The 23869-nt window shown below is 70.6% G+C and carries 19 protein-coding genes; 9 read left to right on the top strand and 10 right to left on the bottom strand.

What is annotated here, in order from left to right; all coding sequences use genetic code 11:
* Positions 1-14: 14 nt before the first annotated feature.
* The 3 genes from HHX30_RS29025 to wecB form a co-directional block, all read right to left on the bottom strand.
* A complete protein-coding gene (locus HHX30_RS29025) occupies positions 15-935 on the bottom strand; it encodes a CPBP family intramembrane glutamic endopeptidase (protein WP_169985574.1) in 921 nt (306 codons plus the stop codon).
* 193 nt (positions 936-1128) lie between these two features.
* Positions 1129-3207: a glycosyltransferase gene (locus tag HHX30_RS29030; RefSeq protein ID WP_169985576.1), complete on the bottom strand. Its 2079-nt coding sequence runs from the start codon at positions 3205-3207 to the stop codon at positions 1129-1131.
* 150 nt (positions 3208-3357) lie between these two features.
* Entirely contained in the window at positions 3358-4491 is a 1134-nt protein-coding gene (wecB, locus tag HHX30_RS29035) for a non-hydrolyzing UDP-N-acetylglucosamine 2-epimerase (protein ID WP_169985578.1), read from the bottom strand.
* A 62-nt stretch (positions 4492-4553) separates the two neighbouring features.
* On the opposite strand from wecB, the gene HHX30_RS29040 reads away from it, so the two are divergent.
* The 7 genes from HHX30_RS29040 to HHX30_RS29070 all read left to right on the top strand — a co-directional run bounded on the left by HHX30_RS29040 (position 4554) and on the right by HHX30_RS29070 (position 13603).
* On the top strand, positions 4554-6221 hold the full coding sequence (locus HHX30_RS29040; RefSeq protein WP_169985580.1) for a glycosyltransferase family 4 protein: 1668 nt from the start codon (positions 4554-4556) through the stop codon (positions 6219-6221).
* Positions 6222-6319: 98 nt separating this feature from the next.
* Positions 6320-7582, top strand: a complete 1263-nt coding sequence (locus HHX30_RS29045) for a nucleotide sugar dehydrogenase (RefSeq protein WP_169985582.1) — start codon at positions 6320-6322, stop codon at positions 7580-7582.
* Positions 7583-7596: 14 nt separating this feature from the next.
* Positions 7597-8685, top strand: coding sequence for a glycosyltransferase (locus HHX30_RS29050; RefSeq protein ID WP_169985584.1), 1089 nt, complete (start codon positions 7597-7599; stop codon positions 8683-8685).
* A gap of 113 nt (positions 8686-8798) precedes the next feature.
* Positions 8799-10625, top strand: coding sequence for a DUF4434 domain-containing protein (locus tag HHX30_RS29055; RefSeq protein ID WP_169985586.1), 1827 nt, complete (start codon positions 8799-8801; stop codon positions 10623-10625).
* A 245-nt stretch (positions 10626-10870) separates the two neighbouring features.
* Entirely contained in the window at positions 10871-11452 is a 582-nt protein-coding gene (locus HHX30_RS29060) for a hypothetical protein (RefSeq protein ID WP_169985588.1), read from the top strand.
* A gap of 178 nt (positions 11453-11630) precedes the next feature.
* Entirely contained in the window at positions 11631-12287 is a 657-nt protein-coding gene (locus HHX30_RS29065; RefSeq protein WP_079314646.1) for an NrtR DNA-binding winged helix domain-containing protein, read from the top strand.
* 101 nt (positions 12288-12388) lie between these two features.
* A complete protein-coding gene (locus HHX30_RS29070) occupies positions 12389-13603 on the top strand; it encodes an acyltransferase (protein ID WP_169985589.1) in 1215 nt (404 codons plus the stop codon).
* Here HHX30_RS29070 and HHX30_RS29075 read toward each other — a convergent pair.
* Both HHX30_RS29075 and HHX30_RS29080 read right to left on the bottom strand, forming a co-directional pair.
* Positions 13582-14307 carry a polysaccharide deacetylase family protein gene (locus tag HHX30_RS29075; RefSeq protein ID WP_169985591.1) on the bottom strand — a complete coding sequence of 242 codons (726 nt, stop codon included), beginning with the start codon at positions 14305-14307 and terminating at the stop codon, positions 13582-13584. The genes HHX30_RS29070 and HHX30_RS29075 overlap by 22 nt on opposite strands.
* A gap of 84 nt (positions 14308-14391) precedes the next feature.
* Positions 14392-16548, bottom strand: coding sequence for a glycoside hydrolase family 6 protein (locus HHX30_RS29080; protein WP_169985593.1), 2157 nt, complete (start codon positions 16546-16548; stop codon positions 14392-14394).
* A 139-nt stretch (positions 16549-16687) separates the two neighbouring features.
* Between HHX30_RS29080 and HHX30_RS29085 the strand changes: the two genes are divergently transcribed.
* Together HHX30_RS29085 and hisC are read left to right on the top strand one after the other, a co-directional pair.
* A complete protein-coding gene (locus tag HHX30_RS29085; RefSeq protein WP_169985595.1) occupies positions 16688-17164 on the top strand; it encodes a hypothetical protein in 477 nt (158 codons plus the stop codon).
* Between the two features lie 70 nt (positions 17165-17234).
* On the top strand, positions 17235-18293 hold the full coding sequence (gene hisC, locus HHX30_RS29090; protein WP_169985597.1) for a histidinol-phosphate transaminase: 1059 nt from the start codon (positions 17235-17237) through the stop codon (positions 18291-18293).
* A gap of 111 nt (positions 18294-18404) precedes the next feature.
* On the opposite strand, the gene HHX30_RS29095 is transcribed toward hisC, so the two are convergent.
* From HHX30_RS29095 to HHX30_RS29115, 5 genes are all read right to left on the bottom strand, one after another.
* Positions 18405-18875, bottom strand: a complete 471-nt coding sequence (locus HHX30_RS29095) for a Clp protease N-terminal domain-containing protein (RefSeq protein ID WP_169985599.1) — start codon at positions 18873-18875, stop codon at positions 18405-18407.
* Positions 18876-19015: 140 nt separating this feature from the next.
* On the bottom strand, positions 19016-19981 hold the full coding sequence (locus HHX30_RS29100) for an EamA family transporter (RefSeq protein WP_169985601.1): 966 nt from the start codon (positions 19979-19981) through the stop codon (positions 19016-19018).
* Positions 19982-20017: 36 nt separating this feature from the next.
* On the bottom strand, positions 20018-21262 hold the full coding sequence (locus HHX30_RS29105) for a transcriptional regulator (RefSeq protein ID WP_169985738.1): 1245 nt from the start codon (positions 21260-21262) through the stop codon (positions 20018-20020).
* A 262-nt stretch (positions 21263-21524) separates the two neighbouring features.
* Positions 21525-22802, bottom strand: a complete 1278-nt coding sequence (gene murA, locus HHX30_RS29110; protein WP_169985603.1) for a UDP-N-acetylglucosamine 1-carboxyvinyltransferase — start codon at positions 22800-22802, stop codon at positions 21525-21527.
* Positions 22803-22979: 177 nt separating this feature from the next.
* Positions 22980-23828 (bottom strand): phosphoribosylaminoimidazolesuccinocarboxamide synthase, encoded by an 849-nt coding sequence (locus HHX30_RS29115; RefSeq protein ID WP_311922901.1) that lies wholly within the window; start codon positions 23826-23828, stop codon positions 22980-22982.
* Positions 23829-23869: the final 41 nt, after the last annotated feature.

The raw sequence follows: 23869 nt of genomic DNA on the forward strand, positions 1-23869 counted from the left end.
GTTCAGCGTGGGGTTCAGCGCTGGGGGGCGAGCGCGGGCGCGGGCTCCTCGGCGGGACGGTAACCGAGACGGCCGCGGGTCGTGATGAGCAGCACGATCGCCGCCGTGGTGGCCGCGAGCAGGACGACACGGCTGGCCTGCTCGGCGGTGCTGATCGACGGGAACATCTCCGCGTAGACCATCGACATGAAGTTGTTGGCGCTCACGTGCAGCAGCATGACCAGCGGCAGGCTCTGGCCGGTCCGGTTGAAGAGCCAGGTGACGACCACGCTGAAGGCGCAGCAGAAGACGACGAACTCGCCGACTCGCATGACGGTGACGTGCGGCCACCCGCCCCACTCGCTCATGAACAGCGGCAGGTGCCAGATGCTCCACATCATGCCGAGGATGGCGGTGCCGCCCAGCGGGCCGAACCGGCGCTGCATGCGGGGCAGGGCGAAGTCACGCCAGCCGGGCTCCTCGGCGAGACCGGTGGTGACCATCTGGATCAGCAGGCCGGGCACGTAGGCGGCCAGGATGACGAGGGACGGCATGCGGGCGGGTTCGTCGGAGAGCGCCGCCGAGGCGGCGATGATGGAGACGGGCACCGCGAAGATGGCCACGACGTACCAGACCCAGTTGACCCGCCACTTGGTCATCCCCTGGAGCCACCGGCGGACGCCCTCCTTGCCGTCCGCGACCCTGGTCACGATGTACGCGGAGAAGATGGGGCCGAGATAGGCGCCGGGCAGCATCCCGGTGATCTGCCCGGGCTCGGGGAACGTGAAGTCCCAGACTCCGAGGCCGGTCGACGAGAGGATGAAGGGCGTCCACGCGACCCAGCTCATGAGGTTGGCCAGGACGAAGAAGCTGATCAGGGGATAGCGGCTGATAAGGCCCCGAAGCCCGCTCCGACCCGTGTGGCGCTCGGCCGCCGGCCGGCTGTCGACTGTCATTTCACTGTCTCCTGCGAGGAACGCTTGACTGACAGTGATCAGCACACCAGTCGCAGGCACTCCAGGTCGTTCCCGCGTACGCCCCAATCGAGGTATAGCCAGGGGTACCAAGGGCGAGAACGACCAGGTCGGAGCGTCGTCGGGCCGGAGGCGACCGCCGGGGACGATGACGGGCCCCGGCGGTCCGTCCCGCTCAGATGAGCACGTGCGGCTCAGGATTGCCGGCGAAGCAGAACTGCGCGTTGCGGGTCAGCTTGTAGTCCGCCGCCTGCCAGGTGTGGGCGGTGGCGTCCGAGCCGCGCATGTAGATGAAGTTGTACCGGTCGGACGAGTAGATCCGGACACCCTCCTCCTTGCAGCGCCGTACGAGCCGGGTGTCCTCGCCCGCGTTGACCGCCTCGAACGGGAACGCCCGCAGCAGGTCGGTCTTGGCCAGGATCGTCGCCCCCTGGATGAGGTGGGCGTAGCGGTGCTCCAGCCCGGGCAGGCGGAAGATCGTGACGTCCTGCTCGGGGAAGTACGTGTAGTGGGCGCCCTTGCCGACCATCTCGGCGTCGGCGAAGTCGAAGGAGCGGACCAGGTCGGACAGGTAGTGCTCGCCGTAGATGTTGTCGTCGTCCATCTTGGAGATCAGCTCGCCTTCGGCGTGGGCGATGCCGTGGTTGAGCACCTCGCCGAGCGTCCAGGACGGGTCGGCGGTCAGCACCTTCACGGCCGGGATGCCCGCCGCGAGGGCCTTGTCGCGCACGACCGCCGGGTCCTCCGACAGGCCGTGCATGACCAGCACCAGCTCCAGGTTGCGGTGCCGCTGCCGCGCGACCTGGCTGATCGCGTGTTCGAGCTGGCCCGCGCGGTTGGTCGGCAGCACCACGGAGATCGACCGCGACCGGGGGGCGACCGGCAGGCCGAGGTCGGTGAGGATCTGGTCGACCCGGTGGGAGAACAGGTGCTTGTCGAACACCTCACGCATCGCCAGGTGCCCCTGGCGCGCCCGCAGCTCGGGGCTGTTGATCAGGTAGATCGCCCGGTTGTACGCCTCCTCCTGGGAGTGCGCGACCGGGATGAGCGGCCCGAACGTCTCCTCGATGGCCCGAGACCATCCCGACAGCACGGTGGTCGAGCAGGCCGACAACTCGAAGACCCGGCGCGCGCACATGGTCGGCGAGTCGATCACCGAGTTCACGTTCAGGAATACCTTGTACATCTTGTACGCGGCCAGCATCTGCTCGTACGGCAGCTCGCCGACGATGTGCGGGCGGTACTCCTCCGGCCAGGCGTACTTGTCGGCCACGGAGGCGTTCCTGGCGTAGATGTGCAGCCCGAGCGGACGTACGGGCGCGAGGATCGTCTCCATCTGCTCGCGCCGCTCGGGGTGCTTGTCGCGGAAGTACATCCCGGCGAAGACGACGTCGTACGGCCGGCCCTGCTTGGTCTGGATCGGGTTGTGGATCCGGGGCTGGGCGGCGAACTGCAGCACACCGACACGGTCATGACCCAGAACCTCGCGATATTTCGGGATCATGTCGCCGTCGCACGTGTACACGTAGTCGAACAGCTTGGCCGTCTCGATGAAGAAGTCGAAGTTGGGCGGGTCCTCCTTGTTCCAGAAGACCGTGGGGATGCCCTCCTCGCGGCACCAGGCGATGAGGTCGCGCAGCTCCTGCTTGGGCGCGTTGGTCCCGGTCATCTGGTAGCGCCAGCGGCCCTGGTTGCCGTGCCAGGCCGACTCGCAGAACAGTATCTCCGGCCGCGTCTCGGCGAAGATCTCCCGCCAGTCCTGCAGGCCGAACTCGATCTGGTCCCACTCGTACCTGAACGCCATGCGGGAGAAGTCGTCCAGGATCACCGCGACGCGCATGTCCGGCCGTACGACCGGGCCGTCGGGCCACTTGAGGCCCGGGATCTTGACCTCGGGGCCGCGCGCCTCGGCCTCTGCGGCGACCTCGATCGCGGACGGCGGCGCCTTCGGCGCCTTCCTGCCGTCCTTCATGGCCTTGCTGAGGTCGCGCGGCAGCCGGACGATCTTCTTGGGCTTCGACGCGTTCGTGAGCACCTGCGCGACCCGGTACGGCTTCTGGGTCTGGGTGGCCTGCAGCCTCCACAGGGCGTAGTCGGCACGGGCCTCCTGGTAGGCGAGCCGGTTCTCCAGGTCGCGGATCCGCTGCTCGTACTGCTCGACGTGCTTGCGCTCCTCGGGCAGCCAGTTCACCGGCCCCAGTCGCTGGAAACGCGGGCCTTCCGAAGCCTCAGGAGTCTCGTCGGTCTCAGCCATGTTTCGCCCCCTTGAGGACCATGAGAGTGAGGAGCTTGACAAAGGCCCAATGGTAGGGCCGTTACCCGTACCTTTGTGTCCTTTTGTCCCCGCACCCCCCACAACACCACCAGCGTGATCTTGTAGTGCGTCGGACGGCGTGTCTGCGACCTATCGCGAGCTCACGCGGGACTGGGCGGCGGGGGAGAGGCTGTCGCCGCGGAGCCAGGCCTCGATGACGCGGGCGATCCGCGGCCCGGCCGCGCCGTCCCACAGCGGCGGCAGCTCGCCGCTCGGCGTGGTCGCGCCGTCCGCCAGCGCCTTGGACGCCGCGGCGGGCAGCGAGGCGGGCGTGACGAGCCGGTTGGTGCCGTGGGTCACGGTGATCGGCCGCTCGGTGTTGGGCCGTACGGTCAGGCAGGGGACGCCCAGCATGGTCGTCTCCTCCTGCACGCCGCCCGAGTCGGTCACCACGAGGGCGGCGCCCCTGACCAGGGACAGGAAGTCCACATACCCGAGCGGGTCCACGATCTTCAGATGCGGCCTGTCCACGAGCCCGGCCTCCGCGAGCCGCTGCCGGCCGCGAGGGTGGAGCGGGACGACGACGGGCACCTGCTCGGCCACGCCGAGCACCGCGTCGACCAGCTCGCGGGCCGCCTGCGGGTCGTCGACGTTCGCCGGGCGGTGCAGCGTGGCGACCGCGTACCTGCCCTCGATCCCCAGGCGCTCCTGGACGGGCGCGGGGTCGAGCTTCGGCAGCGCCGCGAACAGGCTGTCGATCATCGGGTTGCCGACGAGGTGCACCCTGGCCGGATCCACGCCCTCGTTGGAGAGGTGGGAAAGCGCCTCCGGCGAGGTGGCGAACAGCAGGTCCGACAGCGCGTCGGTGACGACCCGGTTGACCTCCTCCGGCATCTCCCGGTCGAAGGAGCGCAGGCCCGCCTCCACGTGCGCGGTCGGCACGTGCAGCTTGGCGCAGACGAGGATCGCCGCCAGCGTCGAGTTCACGTCGCCGTACACCACCACGAGCGCCGGGCGGTGTTCGAGCACGACGTCCTCCAGCCCCGTGAGCAGGGCGGCCGTCTGCCGGGCGTGGGTGCCGCTGCCGACGCCGAGGTTCGCGACCGGCTCGGGCAGGCCGAGGTCGGCGAAGAACACGTCCGACATCAGCGCGTCGTAGTGCTGGCCCGTGTGGATGATGCCCTGCCGGATGCCGAGCTCGGCCAACCCCTTGACGACCGGGGCCGCCTTGACGAAGTTGGGCCGTGCGCCCAGTACGTGCAGGACGAGGGGGTTGTCTCTCATCTACCTCGCCTTTCGCCTTTTCTCCGACCTTGGACAAACGTTGCCTATGGTACGGTCGCGCCGTGGAATCCGAGGCCAACAAGCCCGTAAAGGCCGTGTCCGCCGCGTCCGCGAAGGCCGGCCTCGGCGGCTTCCTCCGGGGGTTCGCGAGGAACCCGGTCCTCGTCTCCCGGATCGTCGCGAGCAAGGTCAAGTCCGACCCCATGCGGGTGGCCCAGGCCGCCGCCGACGCGATACCGCCCGGGATGCGTCCGGTCGTCGGCCGCGTCGCCTGGCCCGCGGCCAGGTTCGTGAAGGTCAGGACCCGCAAGATCCTGCAACGAGCGGCCAAGGGCCCGCTGCGGGACGCCAAGGCCCACTTCGACGCCGGCCGGCTCACCGAGGCGGTCCAGGTGCTCCAGCCGCACGCCCGGTGGCCGTTCGTCCGCCGGAGGATGGCCTACTACGTGGGCGAGAAGGCCGCGCTCGGGCCGAATCCGATCCCGCCCAAGGCCAAGATCATCATGGGTGACCGGATGCCCGGCCGGGTGCTCCACATGGTCACCAACGCCCTGCCGTACACGCAGGCGGGCTACACCGTGCGCACCCACCGCATCGTCACCGCGCAGAAGGCGGCGGGGCTCGACCCCCACGTCGTGACGAGCTGGGGCTGGCCCATGCTCCAGGGGCACACCGACGCCGAGCCGTACGAGGAGATCGACGGGATCCCCTACTACCGGCTGCTGCCCAAGGACGAGGTGCCCTTCGAGAGCCAGGGGCGGATGATCCGCGGCGCCGCGGACGTGTCGGAGCTGGTCAGGACCCTCCGCCCGCAGGTCCTGCACGCGGCGACCGACCACCGCAACGGCTCGGTCGCGCTCGCCGTGCGCGAGCGGACGAACACGCCCTTCGTGTACGAGGTGCGAGGCTTCCTGGAGGAGACCTGGGTCTCCCGCGACCCCGCCCGAGTCGGCAGCGAGCGGCACAGGATGCAGCGTGACCGCGAGGCGCAGATCATGCGCGAGGCCGACGCGGTCGTCACGCTCGCCGAGACGATGGCCGCCGAGATCGTGGAGCGCGGCGTGCCCAGGGAGCGCATCTTCCTCGCGCCCAACGCCGTGGACGACTCCCTGCTGACGGCCGACTACGACGGCGACACGTTCCGCGAGCGGTTCGGGATCGGCCGGGACGAGATCGTCGTGGGCTCGGTGTCGAGCATCGTCGCCTACGAGGGCTTCGCCACGCTGCTGAGCGCCGCCGCGCTGCTGCGCGACTCGGGGACGCCGGTGAAGGTCCTGCTCGTCGGCGACGGGGCCGAACGGCCCGCGCTGCTCGAACAGGTCGAACGGCTCGGCCTGAAGGACGCGATCCTGCCCGGCCGGGTGGGCCCGGACGAGGCCCTGCAGGCCCAGGCGGCCATCGACATCTTCGTCTGCCCGCGTGAGGACCTGCGGGTCTGCCGCCTCGTCACGCCGCTGAAGCCGGTCGAGGCGATGGCGCTCGGCAAGCCGGTCGTGCTGAGCGACCTGCCCGCGCTCTCGGAGCTCGTCGGCGGCGAGGGGGCCGGTCTGCTGGTGCCGCCGGGGGACCCGGCCGAGCTGGCGAAGGCGCTGGCCGCCCTGCGCGACGATCCGGAGCGCCGCCGTGCCATGGGTGAGGCCGGCAAGGCCGAGGTCGCGGCGCACCGGACCTGGAGCAGCCTGGCCCGCACCTACCAAGGGATCTACCAGTCCGTGACCGAAGCTCGATGAACAGCAGGAAGTCCGATGTGTTGCATCAGGCATGCTTGGTGCCGAGTTGAGATAACCTTTGCCACCATGAAGTGTTGTTTCCGCCCTCAGGCCACATCGTGACAGCCTTCGATCTGACGATCATCGGGCTGGGGTACGTGGGCATGCCGCTGGCCAAGGAGGCCACGGCGGCGGGCCTGCGGGTGGCCGGTCTGGACGTCGACCCCCGCAAGGTCGACGCGCTCAACGCCGGCCGCTCCTACATCGACGACCTGACCGACGCCGATCTCGACGCGATGCTCTCCGGCGGCTTCACGGCCATGCTGGACGCGTCCGTGCTGTCGCGGTCGCGCACGATCGTCATCTGCGTCCCGACGCCGCTGGACGAGGACCACCGTCCCGACCTGTCGGCCGTCGAGGGCGCCACCAGGACCGTCGCAGAGCACCTTCAGGCGGGCACGCTCGTCGTGCTGGAGTCCACCACGTGGCCCGGCACCACCGACGAGCTGGCGCGGCCGATCCTGGAGCAGTCCGGGCTGGTGGCGGGCGAGGACTTCCATCTGGCGTTCTCGCCGGAGCGGATCGACCCGGGCAACCCGAAGTTCGGCCTGCGCAACACTCCCAAGGTCGTCGGCGGCTACACCCCCGCGTGCAAGGAGCGGGCCGTCGCCTTCTACTCCCAGTTCGTCGAGCGGGTCGTGCCGGTCAGCGGCACCCGCGAGGCGGAGATGGCCAAGCTGCTGGAGAACACCTACCGGCACGTGAACATCGCCCTCGTCAACGAGATGGCGATCTTCTGCGACGAGCTCGGCGTGAACCTGTGGGAGGCCATCGAGGCGGCCTCGACCAAGCCGTTCGGCTTCCAGAAGTTCCTGCCCGGCCCCGGCGTCGGCGGGCACTGCATCCCCGTCGACCCGTCGTACCTGTCGTACACGGTGCGCAAGCTCGGCTATCCGTTCCGGTTCGTGGAACTGGCCCAGGAGATCAACGAGCGGATGCCGTCCTACGTGGTGGCCCGCGTGCAGCGGCTGCTCAACCGGGCCCGTAAGCCGGTGAACGGCTCGCGCGTGCTGCTCCTCGGCGTGACGTACAAGCCCGACATCGCCGACGAGCGGGAGACGCCCGCGATCCCGGTGGCCGAGGCGCTGCTGGAGCTGGGCGCCGAGTTGTCGTTCTGCGACCCGTACGTCAAGGAGTGGTCGGTCGAGGGCACGCCGGTCCCCCGCGAGGAGGACCTGGCCGAGGCCGTGGCCGCCGCCGACGTGGTGGTCCTGCTGCAGCAGCATTCGGCCTTCGACCTTGACGTGGTGGAGGAGCGAGCCTCTCTCGTGCTGGACACTCGCGGCGTGCTCGCCACGAGCGAACGCGTCGAGCGGTTGTAGGAAGGGTCCCGCGCGTGCACGTGCTCGTCATGACGGTGGTGCATCACCCCGAGGACGCCCGGATCCTGCACCGGCAGATCCGCGCGCTCGTCGACGCCGGTCATGAGGTCACGTATGCCGCGCCGTACACCGCCCGCGGGGTCGTGCCGCGTTCGTTCGTGACGGGCGTGGACCTGCCCAGGGCCGCCGAGCGGCGCCGCTTGGCGGCGGTGCGGGCGGCCCGCAAGCTGTTCAAGAGCATGCGCGGCAAGGTCGACCTGGCCCTCATCCACGACCCCGAGCTGCTGTTCGCGGTCGCCGGGGTGCGCGGGCGCCCGCCGGTCGTCTGGGACGTCCACGAGGACACCCCCGCGACGCTGTCGCTCAAGCCGTGGCTGCCGGCGTTCCTGCGCCCGCCGACGCGGTTCCTCGCCCGGCTGCTCGAAACCACCGCCGAGCGCCGGCTGCACCTGCTGCTGGCCGAGACGGCGTACGCGGGCCGGTTCAAACAGGAGCACCTCGTGGTGCCGAACGAGACGTGGGTGCCCGACAGGGTCAGCCCGCCCGGAGACGACCGCGTGGTCTACCTCGGCTGGCTGTCGGAGGCCCGGGGCGTCCAGGAGGCCGTCGAGGTGGCCCGGCTGCTCCAGCCGCACCGCGTGGCCGTGGAGCTCATCGGCTACGCCGACCCGCAGAGCCGGCCCCTGCTGAACGAGGCCGTCGCCCAGGGCCTGCTGGAATGGCGCGACTTCATGCCGAACGACGAGGCGCTCAAGCGGCTCGACGGCGCGCTCGCGGGGCTCTCGCTGCTGCACGACGAGCCCAACTATCGCCACTCGATGCCCACGAAGATCGTGGAGTACATGGCGCACGGCATCCCGGTCATCACCACCCCCTCGCCGCGGGCCGTGGAGCTCGTCGAGCGCTACCAGTGCGGCCTGGTCGTCCCCTGGCAGGACGCCCAGGCGGTGGCGCGGGCGGTGCTGCAGCTCAGGGACAACCCCTTCGAACGGCACGGGACCGGCGGCCGGGGCTACGCCGCCGCGCGGGCGCACCACCACTGGCCCAACTCCGCACGCCGGTTCGTCGCGCAGTTGGAGGCCTGGGCCGGCGTCAAGAGCTGAACACGCGGTGAACACCGCCCCGGGCGGCCGTCGACGGCGACCGGGCAGTGCGACATCCGGGTAGGCTGGGCACCAGCAAGATCATTTGAACGACGGGCGGTAGTGTCCTGAAAGTGCGCTGGCTCACTCTGATCCTCGGCGTGGCGATCCTCGCCGGTGTCGCATCAGTGGTGATCGTCTTCCGCGACGGGAACACCGGGTCCGGCACCGCCAGCGCCGGGCAGACCGCCCCCGCGACCCCGGCGCTCGGGTCGCCGACGCACAGCGAGTTCACCGACCCCTGCGGGACGTTCGAGACCGCGGCGACCACGCCCTACGCCGTGAGCGGCTACTGGCTGATCCCCACCTCCGATCCCTGCACATGGCGGCGTCAGCTGGAGGCCATCCACCGGCTCGGCGGGGACACGGTCGTACGCCTCGGGTTCGGCCTGTCGCCGCGCGAGACCGACGACGCGGGCCAGGTCCTGGAGGCGTCGACCCCCGAGGGGAAGGACCCCAAGCCCGACGGCAGGTACGCCCGCTGCGCCGAGAACGGGCTCACCTGCGTGCAGGCGGCGGACAAGGACATCAAGGCCGCCAATCCCGGCAACGAGATCACCGGGACGTACGTCTACCGCACCGACGAGCGGTTCGGTCCCGGCATCCTCCGCTGCCCGCAGATGGAGCACGAGATCGTCGTGGGGGACGCCGTCTTCTTCCGGCTCCTCGCGCCCGAGGACGGTTCGGACGACCCCACCTGCGACTTCACCTCCCAGGGACGCGGCTATCACCTGATCCTCGTCTCCGCGGGCGCCAAGGACAGCCTCGCCGAGCTGCTCGGCCTCGGCGACCGGTTCGGCATCAAGGTCTTCCCCGCCCTGCCGCTCGCTCCGCGCGACCCCGAGGAGTCCACCCGGGCCGACCCCCGGCACATCGGCACGCTCACGACGCTGACCCGGCGGATCCTGCAGGACTACGGCGACCGCTTCAACGGCCGCGAGTCGCTGGGCGGCGTCTACCAGCCGTTCGAACTGCAACTGCGGGACTGGCCCGACCCGAGCAAGGTCCAGACGCTCCAGGTGTACGCCGAGCAGCACCTGATCGTCGAGCAGGAACTGCCGGACAAACCGATCCTGGTGAGCCCGTACATCGACAGCCGCAGACGGGTGAAGTACACCTCCACGCCCAGCCAGGTGGCCCAGGGCTTCAAGGCCCTCGCGCGCACCGGGGTGGAGATCATCGCCCCGCAGGACGGCCGGGGCACGGGCAAGGTCGGCCTGTTCTGGCCGAACTGGAAGAACAAGCCGGTGGACGACGCACTCAAGCCGGTCGTCGGCGAGAGCACGTACTCCACGGCCTACTACGGCAGCACCCGGGACTACTACCGGGCGATGTCGCTGGCCAGGCAGGAGCTGGTCCAGGAGGGCGCCCAGGTCGAGCTGTGGGCCAACGTGGAGGCGTTCGAGCCCTCGACCTCGACCGAGACCTGCGGCCGTCAGGGCACTCGCGGGCGCACGGACAAGCCCAGGCTCGACACGCAGGTGACGCTCGCCGCGCCGTACGTGTCGAAGATCATCTCGTACATGTGGAGCGACTTCTTCACCTGCGGCTCGCCGTCGCTGGCGGAGGAGATCGCGGCCGACTGGAACCGCCCGATCCCCATCGAGGCGCAGCGGCACGCGCGGCAGATCCAGGACGGCCTGGAGATCCGCGGCTACCACCTCGGCTCGGCCAAGGTCACGCTGAGCTGGCCGGACCTGGACACCCCCAGGGTCGTCGACTCGGCCACGGTCGGCTGGCACGACGCCACGCCGATCCCGGGGCTGCCGGCGGGCACGGAGCAGATCTGGATCCCGGTCGACTGGGCCACGGTCCCCGAAGACGTGTGGATCCGCGTGGAGGTCACCTCCGCCGACGGCAGGAAGTCCGCCGAGCCGGTCTACTACCACAAGACCGGCTGACCGGTCCTCTCCCGCCGGGCTGCGAACCGGACGTTCCCCGCCCGTTCCCGGGCCCGGCAATGTCCGCGCAAGGAACGGACAATGCCGCGGCGGGGCGCCCGCGCGGCCGGTCCCGCCCGCTGATCTCCTTGCCTGCGCCGCCCGGCGGATCTTGCCGCCCGGGCGGAGCGACCACAGGCCGGTGCACGCCGGCTTCGAGGTGCCCGTCGCATCAGGGCATTGGACGATCGACAAGGAGACCGCCCATGAACCGACTCCGTCACCTGCCCGCCGGTCTCACGGCGGGTGCGCTGGTGGCCGCGATGGCCCTGGCGGCCCCCGCGGCCACCGCCCAGGCCGCGAGCGAGCGTGCGACCGTCGTCACCGCGCTCGGCTACGACAGCACGGGCTGGACGTACCGCCAGGTGCCCGCCACGACCCAGGTGCCGGGCTTCGCCGCACGGGGATTCGACGACAGCGCCTGGCCGACGGGGCAGGCGGGCTTCGGCACCACGAACGGCACCTGCTCGTGGAACAACCAGGCCAGTGTCAAGACGCCGTGGGCGGTCAACACGGACCTCCTGGTGCGGCACTGGATTCACCTGCCGCGCGACGCGCAGCAGGTGCGCATCCAGGGCACGGTGGACAACGACGCGCAGGTCTACTTCAACGGTCACCTCCTGCAGAGCGTCACGAGCGGCAGGTGCGCCGCGGGGGCGATCGACGTCGTCGTGCCCGTGACCGATCTGGACTGCTGCAACCTGCTGGCCGTCCGCGCCCACGACGCCGGCGTGGCGGCCTACCTGAACCTCCGGGTGACCTACGTCAAGCCCACACAGGCGCTCTGACGTTCCCGGCGGCACGTCGCCCGGCGCCGCCCGCGCCGCGCCGGGCGACCCGCGGGGACACTCTGGGACGCCCGGGGACGTCAGGTGACGGACATCCCGGTTCAGGGGGCGCACGGCGGTCGTGCCGCGTCCTGGCGGACGGCCCGAGTTGCGGCCCGCGTCCTGTAGCGTGCTGAGCATGATCCCGCGTATCCCCGTCAGCGTGGATCTCGTCGTGCTCACCGTCAGGTCCCAGCAGCTCAGCGCCCTCGTCTGGCGGCGCGACAGGCCGCCGTACGAAGGCCGGTGGGCGCTTTCCGGCGGTTTCATCAAGCTGGAGGAGGACCTGCCCGCCGCGGCGGCCCGCGTGCTGGCCGAACGGGCCGGCCTTCCCGGCGCGCCGGTCCACCTGGAGCAACTCCAGACCTACGGCTATCCCGACCGCGATCCGCGCCAGCGGGTCGTCAGCGTGGCCTACCTGGGCCTCGCCCCCGACCTGCCCGCGTCCACCGAGGCCCACATGAGCTGGCAGCCGGTGGCGGAGCTGACCGAGATGGCCTTCGACCACCGCAGGATCATGCTCGACGGCGTGGAGCGGGCCAGGGGCAAGCTCGAGTACACCTCGCTCGGGGCCGCCTTCTGCCCGCCCGAGTTCACCGTCGCGGAGCTGCGCCGCGTCTACGAGATCGTCTGGGGACGGCCGCTGGACCCGCGCAACTTCCACCGTAAGGTCACCAAGACGGAGGGCTTCCTGGTGCCCACCGGGCGCACCACGACCCGGGACGGCGGCCGTCCCGCCATGCTCTACCGTCGTGGCCCGGCCGTGCTGTTGCACCCGCCCATGCTCCGCACCTGACACCTGACACCGGACGCCTGCGGACGCCGGAAAGCGCTCATATCGGGACGTCAGCGCAGAAGGTGCGCCTCACAGCGATCTTTCAGGATATATTCCGGCCTATGCTGGCTGCGGCCCCCCGCATCCCCGATGCGCCGGCCAACCTCCCCGGACCGTCCCGGCTGCGCGTTCTCGACCTTCTGCGGTTCTGCGCGGCCCTCGGCGTCGTCCTGTTCCACTTCGGCGAGACGCGCGCCTGGGGCACGCCCAACGCCTTCCCCGCGCTGAGCGCGGTGACCATGTTCGGCGTGTACGGCGTGCGCCTGTTCTTCCTGATCAGCGGATTCGTGATCCTGATGAGCGCCTGGGGCCGCACCCCCGGTCACTTCGCGGCGTCGCGCATCGCCCGGCTGTACCCGGCGTACTGGGCGAGCGTGCTCGTCCTGGGCGGCCTGGCCGTCGGGGGACTGATCACCGACCACCGGCCGAGCCTCACCGAGCTGCTGGCCAACATGACCATGCTCCAGCACGGCTTCCGCGTACGCGACCTGGAGATCGTCTACTGGACGCTGTGGCAGGAGCTGGTCTTCTACGCCCTCATCGCGTGCCTCGCGGCCGTGGGGATCACCTATCGCCGGTGCCTGGCCTTCATGGGGGCATGGGTGATCCTGCTGGCGATCGCCGACCGGGCGGACGCCGACCTGCTGCAGCAGCTGCTCGTCCCGTTCAGCGCGCCGTACTTCATCGCGGGGATGGCGCTCTATCTCATCCACCGCTTCGGCGGGTCGCTGTTCCCCTGGCTGTTCGTGGCCGTGGGCTGGGCGCTCGGGCTCTACACGGCGCTCGACGGGGAACCGACGGCGGTCCGGAGATACGGGCAGGCGCTGGGCTCGGCGCTCGTGGTGGGCGTGATCTCGCTGATCTTCCTGGTGATGATCCTCGTGGCGGTCGGCGTGTTCGACCGGCTCGACTGGCGGTGGCTCACCTTCCTCGGCACGCTGACCTACCCGCTCTACCTCTTCCACCACCACGTGGGGTTCCTGCTGATCCAGTGGCTCCACCCCGCGCTGGGCAACCGCCTCACGCTCCCGCTGGCCGTGGTCGCGGTGCTCGTGGTCGCGTACGGCGTGCACCGGCTGGTCGAGCGGCCCCTGCAACCGCGGATGCGCGCGGCTCTGGACCGCTCGCTCACGGCCGACGCCGCCCGCGTCCCCCTGGCCGAGACGGCGGCGGCCTCTCCCATGCCCCCGATGCCCGCAGCGATGCCCCCGGCGATGCCTCCGCCGCCGTATGCGGAGACGGCGCCCGGAGCCGGCTACTTGCCGCGCGGCGGGTAGATCTCGCCGGGACGCAGCTTGCGGCCCTGGAGCAGGGTCGTCAGCGTGACCAACTTGTAGTTCTCCTTCTCCAGCGCGGCGAGCACGCCCGGCATGACCTTGACCGTCTCGGGGACGATGTCGTGCAGCAGGATGACACCGTTGCGCTTGGCGAGCTTCAGCGTGCGCTCGGCGATCACCTTGGTGTCGCGGGCCTGCCAGTCGAGCGTGGACCCCGTCCACAGGATCTGCGGCAGCCCCAGGTCGACCATGAGACCGGAGACCCGGGAGTCGGTCGCGCCGTTCGGCGGGCGCATGTACTCGGGCCTCTTGCCGATCGTCTGGTAGATGACCTCCGAGGTGGTCGAGACCTCGTCGAACACCTCGCCGTCGGACAGCTTGGTGAGCGAGGGGTGGGTCCAGGTGTGGTTGCCGATGTCGTGACCCTCCTCGTAGATCCGCCTGGTGAGCTCGGGCCGGTAGGCCACCTTCCTGCCGAGCAGGAAGAAGGTGGCCTTCGCCTTGTGCTTCTTCAGCGTGTCGAGCAACGCGGGGGTGTAGTGCCACGGACCGTCGTCGAAGGTGAGGGCGATGCACTTGTACCGGGCGCAGTAGGGCTCGGTCTTCGTCTTCGTCTCGGCCTGCTTCGCCTCGGCCCGGGTCACGGCCGCCGTCTTCGTGGTGGCGGCGGTCGCGGATCCGGTCGGGGTGGGGACGACGCTCACGCCGGCTGCGCAGATACCGGCCATTACGATTCTTACTTTCCGCCACATGTCGCGGGATCTTAGTGAAAACCGGCGAGATGGTCATCAAAGCGGCGGAACGGCGTCCTTCGCTCGCTGCAGGGCGAGCTCCGGCCACCACGCGCCGCCGTACGGGGTGACGGTGCCGTACACCGGGTCCTCGGCGCCGCCCTCTCCCCGGGTGCAGCGGTCGTCGGACATGCCGACCGGCCGCACCCACAGGTACGCGTCCACGAGCGGGCTGCCGGTCCGGGTGGTCGGCCGTACGCCGACGCCACGCCCCGGCGGGTTGCACCAGACCTCGGGGTCCTTGTACCTGCCCGCCGGCGGGTTCCACTCGCCCCTGCCGTTCCTGCTCGTGTCGATCACGAAGTGGGGGAGCCCGGCCGTTCCCGCGTCCGTACCGGCGTCGGAGCACGTGGCGGCGCCCGCGGACACGGACTTCACGCAGGCGGCCAGGCGGGTGCCGTACGCGATGAGCCGGTCGGTTCTCTGATATCCGGCGGCGTTCAGATAGAAGCCGTCGGCCCCGGCGATCCCGGCCTTCACCAGCCGCGCGGCCGCGACCTCGGGGGACGGCCAGCCGTCCAGGCTGCCGTCGAGGTAGACGGCGGTGTTCGGCAGCGCGCCGAGCCGCTCGACCGCCGAGGCGAGCATGCGCAGTCTGGCTTTCTGATCGTCGGCGTCGCCGAGGGAACAGTCGGGCGAAGCGGGCAACTCGGCGAGGCTGTTGGGCTCCAGCACGAACACCGCGCTCCGGTCGCCGACGGACGACGCGATCGCGTCGATCCACGCGAGATACTCCGCCGAATCCGCCGCGCCGCCCTCGTTGCACGCCCGCAGCGGGATGTGGTCGGTGACGAAGACCGGCACCGCGCCCAGCCGCGCCGCCGCTTCCACCGTGGCACTCGTCGTACTGGCCGCCTGCGCCGCGTCGATCTGTCCCAGCCACACGGCCCTCGGCGCGGCGGCCAGCTTCCGAATCAACGTGGCGTCCGCGGCCCGGCCGGCCGTCTCCAGGGCCGACGCCTGTGTGGCCTCGTCGCCGGTCGGGCTCGCGTAGAGCCGTACGGCCTGCCCCCGGAGCGGATTGCCGCCGGCCGGAGCGCCGGCGGTCGCGGGTGAGACCTGCCCTCCACCCGGCGTCCGCCCTCCGCCCGATGCCTGGTGCCCGCCCGACGAGGCCGACTGGACGGCGACGACGACCCCGGCCGTGACCAGGACGGCCGCGGCGGCGGTCGCGATCCCCAGGCATGATCCGGACCATCGCCTCGTCCGGGTGTCCGCGCCGGGCGTCCCGGCACCGGCCCGTGTCCCGTCCGGTGCTGCGACCGCGGCCGCCGTGCCCAGCCGCGAGACCTCGGGCGCGGTGCCCCGCCACGCGGCCTCGGGCGCGGGGGTGACGGGCTCGTGACCGGTCAGCATCTCGACCAGCCGCTGCGCGGTGGGGCGGTGGACCGGGTCCTTCGCCAGCGCGAGCTCGACGATCGACCGAAGCCGGGGGTCGAGGCCGGAGATGTGCGGAGGCTCGTGCAGCACCCGGTAGAGGATGCCCGGGATCGACTCCCCGCTGAACGGCGCCCGGCCCGAGGCGGTGTAGGCGACCAGGGCGCCCCAGGCGAAGATGTCGGACGCCGGGGTGAGGCGGTCGCCCTTCGCCTGCTCCGGCGACATGAAGGACGGCGTTCCCGCGACGATGCCGCTGATGTCCGCCGTGGTGTCGGTGACCTGGGCGATGCCGAAGTCGATGACCTTGGGGCCGACCGGCGACAGCAGCACGTTCGACGGCTTGAGGTCGCGGTGGATCACCCCCGCGCTGTGGATCGCCTGCAGCGCCACGGCCACGTTGACCGCCACCGCCTCCAGGCTCGACCCCGACAGCGGCCCTCGCTCCCGCACGATCTCCTGAAGCGTGGGCCCGGGGACGTATTCGGTGGCGAGGTAGGCGGTCTCGCCGTCCAGCCCCGCGCCGAGGACGGCGGCGGTGCAGAAACGCGCCACCCGCTGCGCGGCGGCGACCTCGCGCCGGAACCGGCGCCGGAAGCCGGGGTCGGCCGTCCACTGCGGATGGATCACCTTGACCGCCGCGTCGCGGCCCTCGGCGTCCCGGCCGAGGTAGACCACGCCCATGCCGCCCTGACCGAGCCTGCCGAGGATGCGGAACGGCCCGATCCGCCGGGGATCACCGTCCCGGAGACCTTCGCCCTCCACGCCGCTCGTCATGTTCTCCTCGATCGCCCGGTTACCGCGTGATCCTAACCAGGCGCTCCTCCGCCGACCAGGCGGTGTACAGCGGGCGTCAAGGGACTTGAAAGCGTCGCGGCGCAGACTGCGTGCAACGACGCAGGAAGGAACCCCAGCCATGACCCTCACCCGCTCCCTGGCAGGAATCACGCTCGCGGCCGGCATTCTGGCTCTCGCCCCGATCGCCACCGCCACGGCCGCCCAGGCCGCCCCGGCCAAGCCCTGGGGCCCCTACTACGCGGCCGGGTCGAAGGCCAAGACGAGCGGCTCGCTGACCGCCGCGGCCAAGAACGACCCGAGCCTGCCCGCGCCGTACGTGAAGGTCGCCGGCAGCGTCACCAGCCTGAACCGCAAGGCGTCCACCTGCGGCTGGGCCCTGTTCCGCGTCAGCTACTTCGACTCCGCCAACAAGCCGCACCTGGCGTACCGCAACTACCGCACCTGCTCCTACGGCGCGAAGAAGCAGTTCGCCTTCACCATCAAGAACGTCGGCGAGGTCGAGCTCAAGGTCTGCTCCGAGGCCAAGGCCGCCAAGCCGTCCCTCAACTGCCAGTACGCCGGCACCTGGAAGACGCTGTACGCGTACTACAAGTAGGGACGCGTGAGCGGTCCGCAGGGGGCGTACGGGGTGCCGCCGGAACAGGCGAATCTCCTATCGTTAGGGCATGCCTCGATTCCGCTCGATCCTCGACACCATGCCGGCCTACAAGCCCGGCAAGGCCGTGGTCTCCCCGGACGGCCGGTCCTACAAGCTGTCCTCCAACGAGAGCCCCTTCGGGCCCCTGCCGTCGGTGGTGGAGGCGATCGCGCGGGCGGCCACGGAGATCCACCGTTATCCCGACCCCGGTGCGGTCCGGCTCACCGAGACGCTCGCCGAACGGTTCGGGGTGCCCTACGACCACGTCGCGCTCGGCGCCGGATCGGTGGCGGTCGCCCAGCAGATCCTCGAAGCGGTCGGTGAGCCCGGCGCCGACGTGGTCTACGCCTGGCGCTCCTTCGAGGCCTACCCGCTGCTGGTCGGCCTCTCGGGCGCCAACGCCGTCGAGGTGCCGCTGCGCGACGAGACGCACGACCTCGACGCGATGGCCGAGGCCATCACGCCCGAGACGCGCCTGGTCTTCGTGTGCAACCCCAACAACCCGACCGGGACGGCGAACCGGACCGAGGAGCTCGTGCGCTTCCTCGACCGCGTGCCGGAGAACGTCACCGTCGTCCTCGACGAGGCCTACCGGGAGTACGTCAGGGACGTGGACGTGCCCGACGGCCTCACGCTCTACCGCGACCGTCCCAACGTCGCCGTCCTGCGCACGTTCTCCAAGGCGTACGGCCTCGCGGGGCTGCGGGTCGGCTACCTGATCGGGCACGAGCCCGTCGCCGCCGCCGTCCGGAAGACGCTGCTGCCCTTCGCGGTCAACCACCTCGCGCAGGCCGCCGCGATCGCGTCCCTGCAGGCGGAGGACGAGTTGCAGGAGCGGGTCGAGAACGTGGTCAAGGAGCGCGCCCGCGTCCGGGAGACGCTGCTGTCGCAGGGCTGGACCGTCCCGCCCACCGAGGCCAACTTCGTCTGGTTGCGCCTCGGCGAGCGCACGATGGAGTTCGCCGGCAAGTGTGCGGCCGTGGGCGTCGCGGTGCGCCCGTTCGAGGGCGAGGGAGCCCGGATCTCCATCGGCGACCCCGAGTCCAACGACGTCTTCCTCGCCGCCGCCGCGGAGTTCAGGCGCTGACACGGGCGCCGGGCCGCTCACCGGTCTCTACTGCGTCCGCGACCCGGAGAAGCTGTCCCGCATCGGAGCCGAGGCCCGGCTAACCCTGCGCTGAGTCGGTGGGAACGGGTCCTAGTGAGCGGGGTAGTACTGCCGGACGAGCGCGTTCGTGCTCTCCCCTATCTGGTCGAGACCGGCTCCGAGCTCGACCAGGATCCGCGACGCCACGCTCTCGCCGTCGCGGATGAGCCCGAGCAGGATGTGCTCGGTGCCGATGCGGTCGTGGCCGAGCCGTACGGACTCCTGGTTCGCCGACTCGAGGACCTTGCCACCCGACGGGCTGAACGGAATGGGCTCCCCCGGATTCGGAGCCGCCTGGCCTTGCCCGATGATCTCCTTGACCCGCAGGCGCACATCCTCGAGGGTCAGGCCCAGGCCCTTGAGCACCGCGCTCTTGAGTACCTGGGCGCCGATGCCCTCGTCCTCACGGATCAGACCGAGGAGAACGTGCTCGGTGCCGATGGACGGGTGGCTGAACATCCTGGCCTCCTCCTGGGCCAGGATGACGACGCGTCGCGCTCGGTTGGTGAATTTCTCGTACATACCGCCGCTCCTCGCAATGCAGTTCGTGAACCCATTCGGGTCCGGCGGACGTCGTCCGCCGTGATGACTGAATTGCCCTGTGACGGTAGTGGATCTCGGTAAAACTCGCAGGCGCGCGGCCGGCGGGCGCTATGGGGCGTTCACGGTTCGGAGGCCGGCTGCGCGGCCGGATGGCTCCCGGCACCCGCGGGGGTCTCCTGCTCCGCAGGCCTCCCATCCACCCGGTTGCGGCGCTCGGTGGAGACCACCAGCGCGACCCCCGCGACGATCAGGCCTCCCGCGACGAGCATGGCCGCGGTGACCGGTTCCGACAGGATCGCCGCTCCGAGGATCACCGCCACCACCGGGTTCACGTACGCGTAGGTGGACACGAGCGAGATCGGCGCGTGGCCGAGCAGCCAGATGTACGAGGTGAAGCCGACCAAGGAGCCCACCAGCACCAGGTAGGCCAGGGCCGCCCACGACTGCCAGCTCACCGAGGCGAGATGCAGTCGCTCGCCCTGCGCGGCGCCCATGACGAGCAGCGCGGCGCCGCCCACCGCCATCTCGATCGTGCTGGCCACGAACGGGTTGGCCGGCATCGGGATCCGCGGGGACAGGAACGACCCCAGCGACCACGACACCGAGCCCAGCAGCACCACGGTGATGCCTGCCCCGCTGCCCGACGCGTTGCCGCCGTGCAGTGAGAGGAAGGCGACGCCGGCGAAGCCGACCAGCACCCCGGCCAGCGTCAGCACGTGCGGCCGGTCGCGGAAGACCGTCCTGAGCACGATCAGCCACAGCGGGGTCGAGGCGACGAGCAGCGCGGCCAGGCCGCTGGAGATGTGCTGCTCGGCCACGGCGACCATGCCGTTGCCCCCGGCGAGGAGCAGGAGCCCGACGAGCGCGGCGCCGCCGAACTCCTGCCATCTCATCCTGAACGGCACGGCCCTGACGAGCAGGACCCCGCCGAGGACCAGCGCCGCCGCGACGAAACGGAGCCCACCGCTCGTCATCGGCGGAAGGGTCCGGATGGCGATGGCGATGCCGAGGTACGTCGAGCCCCACACCACGTACACGGCCGCCAAGGCCAACCACACCCGTACGTCATGACCGTTCCGTTCCATGGGTCATGACGATAGAGCGTCGCTTCCGGACGCTGATTACCGGTTCAGCTTCTCCACGATGAGCCGGTAGAGCTGACGCGGCCGGCCCGGCTGGGGAGTGCGGTTCGGCGGAAGCGGCCACGCGAGTCCCTCGTCAACCAGCGTGCGCAGCAACCGCCTGGCCGTACGCGGGGTCACCCCGAGCATGCGCCCGGCGCCCTCCGCGTCCACGACCGTGTCCCCACCCTCCAGCTTGGCGGCCAGGCGCGCCAGCACCTCGACCCCCTTGGGCTTGATCGGCCCGCCGGGCTGGGGCGGCATCCGGGGCGGCGGCACCAGTGCGCGGCCCTCCCTGTCCACCGCGAAGCCCTGCGGCTGCTTGCCGCCCTGGGTGCGGGCGAGCGCGCCCCTCGCGTGTGTCTCGGCCTCGTGCGTGGTGCGGCCCATCCCCACACCCACCTCGACGGCCAGGCCCAGCTCCTCGCGGATCCTGGCGGCGAACGGCAGGATCCGGAACCCGTCGGTGGCCGCCGCGATCGAGCCCTTGGTGGCCACCACCAGGTAGCTGTGGTCGTCGATCGGCCACACGCTCGCGTTGATCCGGTTGGCCTCCTGCACGAGCAGGCGGTGCAGCGACAGCCGCAGCTCGTCACGCCAGTAGCGCGGCGCGGCCCGCCGAACCGGTTCGCGTAGCGTCGGCACCTCGACCAGCACCACCGTGAGCTGCGACTCCTCCAGCCGGTGGCGTGCGCCGAGCAGCGCCGCCGTGTGCAGCGCCGTGCGTACGGCCGCGGAGGTCGGCCGTATCGGCACCACCGGCACCCCGGCGGATGTCAGCCGGTCGGCCACGCCCTGGACGCAGGTGAGCGCGCCCGTCGTGGCCCCCTGGCGGAGCAGCCGCTCGTGAAAGGCCGTGATCGTGCCGACCGGGCCCGGCTCGTCCCGGCTGTGCACCTCTCCGGAGGAGAGGTTGAGGTCCGCGTACGCCTCGTCGATCTCCGGCCGGCCGAGCACGTCGACGCTCACCCGGCGCGGATCGATTCGCTCATCCAGCGCGGCCCGCGCGATCGCCGCCACGATCGCGGCCCCGCCGAGCTGCACGTGCGTCGCGGGCATCGTCAGCACCCCGGCCCGCCGCGCGAGCTCGAAGGGCACCGGGCTCGCGAACAGACACGCGTCCACACCCGGACCGAGCCGGGTCACCTTGTCCGCCGCCTCCTGCTCGTCTCGGTACGCGGCGGCGACCAGCCGGCAGGGCACCGGGGCAGCCGAGTGCCCCATGAGCATCACCCGCTCGACCAGATCGTGCGACCCCACCACGCCGATGGTGAGGTCGGGTGTCACCGTGCCCAGACGTGACCCGCGCGCAGTGTCTTCCGTGCGCTCGACCAATGTTCGTCCCATCCCACGTCGCCCTCGTTGTTGTGGCTTCTCTTTGGAACGATCGCTGGTTAAGGCCGTAATGTCACGCCCAGATTTACCGGAATACCATTCTGGGTAGTCCCGGGGGTTCCGTAATTCGGAAGGTCTCTCCTGGTCAGGGCATTAGTAAAGGTTTCCGGACTCAGTCCCCGTCCGAAGTGGAAATTTCACGCACCACATCTGCCCCGAGTGCCTGCATACGCTGGGCGAGCGCGGCGTGCCCACGGTCGATGAGATATCCGGACCCGATGGTCGTCTCACCCTCCGCGGCGAGACCGGCGAGCACGAGGGCGATTCCCGACCGCAGGTCGTGGGCCGTCACGTCGGTGCCGCGCAGCGGAGTCGGGCCGTGCACGACCGCCCGGCTGCCCTCGACTTCGACGTTCGCGCCCATCTTGTTCAGCTCGCCCGCCAGTGCGAAGCGGCCGTCGAAGATGCGCTCGTGGATGTAGCTGGAGCCCTCCGCGAGGCAGGCGACGGTCATCAGCGGCGACTGCAGGTCGGTCGCGAAGCCGGGGTAGGTGTCGGTGATGACGTTGATCGGGCGCAGCGGGCGGTTGCGGCGCACCTGCAGTACGGCGCCGTGCTGCTCGAATTCGACGCCCATCTGCTCCAGCTTCCACCGGACCACGCCGAGGTGCTCCAGCGATGCGCCGACCAGGCTCACGTCGCCGCCCGTGATCGCCGCGGCCATCGCGAACACGCCCGCGTCGAGCCGGTCCGGCATGACCGTGTGCTCGACCGCGGTCAGCTCGTCCACGCCCTCGACCGTGATGAAGCCCGTGCCGCCGCCGCGGATACGCGCGCCCATCCGGCTCAGCATCGTGATGACGTCGAGCACCTCGGGTTCGAGGGCCGCGTTCTCGATGACGGTGGTGCCCCGCGCCAGCGCGGCAGCCATGATCAGGTTCTCGGTGCCGGTGTGCGACGGGGTGTCGAGGTAGAGCGGAGCGCCGACCAGGCCGCCGGCCTTGATGTGGATGACCGACTCGCCCTCGTCCACCATCGCGCCCAGGCGCTTGTAGCCCAGGTAGTGGAAGTCGAGGTTGCGGCTGCCGAGGTTGCACCCGCCGATGCCCTCGATGATCGCCTCGCCGAGGCGGTGGAGCAGCGCGGGGACGAACAGCACCGACCCCCGGAACCGGCGGGCGATCTCCGCGGGCAGGACCGGGCTGGTCAGGCGGGAGGCGTCGATGACGAGCGTCCGCTCGCTCTCGTGGAACTCCACCTTCGCGCCCACGGCCTGGGCGAGTTCGACGGCCCGGCGCACGTCCTCGATGACGGGCACGTTCCGGAGCACCGTGCGGCCCTCGGACGCGAGCAGCGCCGCCCCGATCATGGGCAGTACGGCGTTCTTCGCGCCCTGGATGAAGGCGGTTCCACGCAGTACATTGCCACCGCGCACGCGGTAACGGACCATGGGTTCGACTCCTATGTATGGGGGAAAGGCGGGGGACTCCCGTCAGCCGGCGGCCGAGTCGTCGGCGAGGACGATCGGCCTAGAGTAGCCGCTGTGCCGGGAGTTTCGGGGGTGGAACTACCCTCGGAACACGCGGGGGAACGGGTCACTTGAGACTACTTGTGTGACCTGTGTGATTCAGCCGCGGAAGCGCTCTCCGGTGAGCCGTTCGTACGCCTCGACGTAGCGGCTGCGGGTGCGCTCGACGATCTCGTCGGGCAGCGGCGGGGGCGCCTCGCCGGACGACCTGTCCCAGCCCGACTCGGGGGACAGCAGCCAGTCTCTGACGAACTGCTTGTCGAACGACGGCTGGGAGCGGCCCGGCTCCCACTGGTCGAGGGGCCAGAAGCGGGAGGAGTCCGGCGTCAGCACCTCGTCTCCCAGCGTCAGCACGCCGTCGGCGTCGAAACCCAGCTCGATTTTGGTGTCGGCCAGAATGATGCCGCGTTCCAAAGCGATCTCGGCCCCGCGGCTGTAGACGTCGAGGGTGATCCGGCGCAGCCGCTCGGCCACGTCCCCGCCGACCTCCGCCACGACCTCGTCGTACGTCATGGGCTCGTCGTGCTCGCCCATCGGGGCCTTGGACGACGGCGTGAAGATCGGCTCGGGCAGCCGCGAGCCGTCGGTGAGCCCTTCCGGGAGCCGCACGCCGGAGACGACGCCCTCCCTGCGGTAGTCCACCAGGCCCGAGCCGGTGAGGTAGCCGCGCGCCACGCACTCGACCGGCACCATCCGCAGTCTGCGGCACAGCACCCCGCGACCGGCGAACTCCGCCGGGACGTCGGTCGAGACCACGTGGTGCGGAACGACGTCCTTGAGCTGCTCGAACCACCACAGCGACAACCGGGTGAGGATCTCTCCCTTGTCGGGGATGCCGGGTTCGAGCACGAAGTCGAAGGCCGAAATGCGGTCGGACGCGACCATCAGCAGCAGCCCGTCGGGCATCTCGTAGAGGTCGCGTACCTTGCCGGAGTGCAGGTGCTTCACAGTCCCATCTTCCCAGCTCTCCCACCCGTGTTGAGCAGGGG

Source organism: Microbispora sp. H10836, from assembly GCF_012999525.1.
Classification (GTDB): domain Bacteria; phylum Actinomycetota; class Actinomycetes; order Streptosporangiales; family Streptosporangiaceae; genus Microbispora.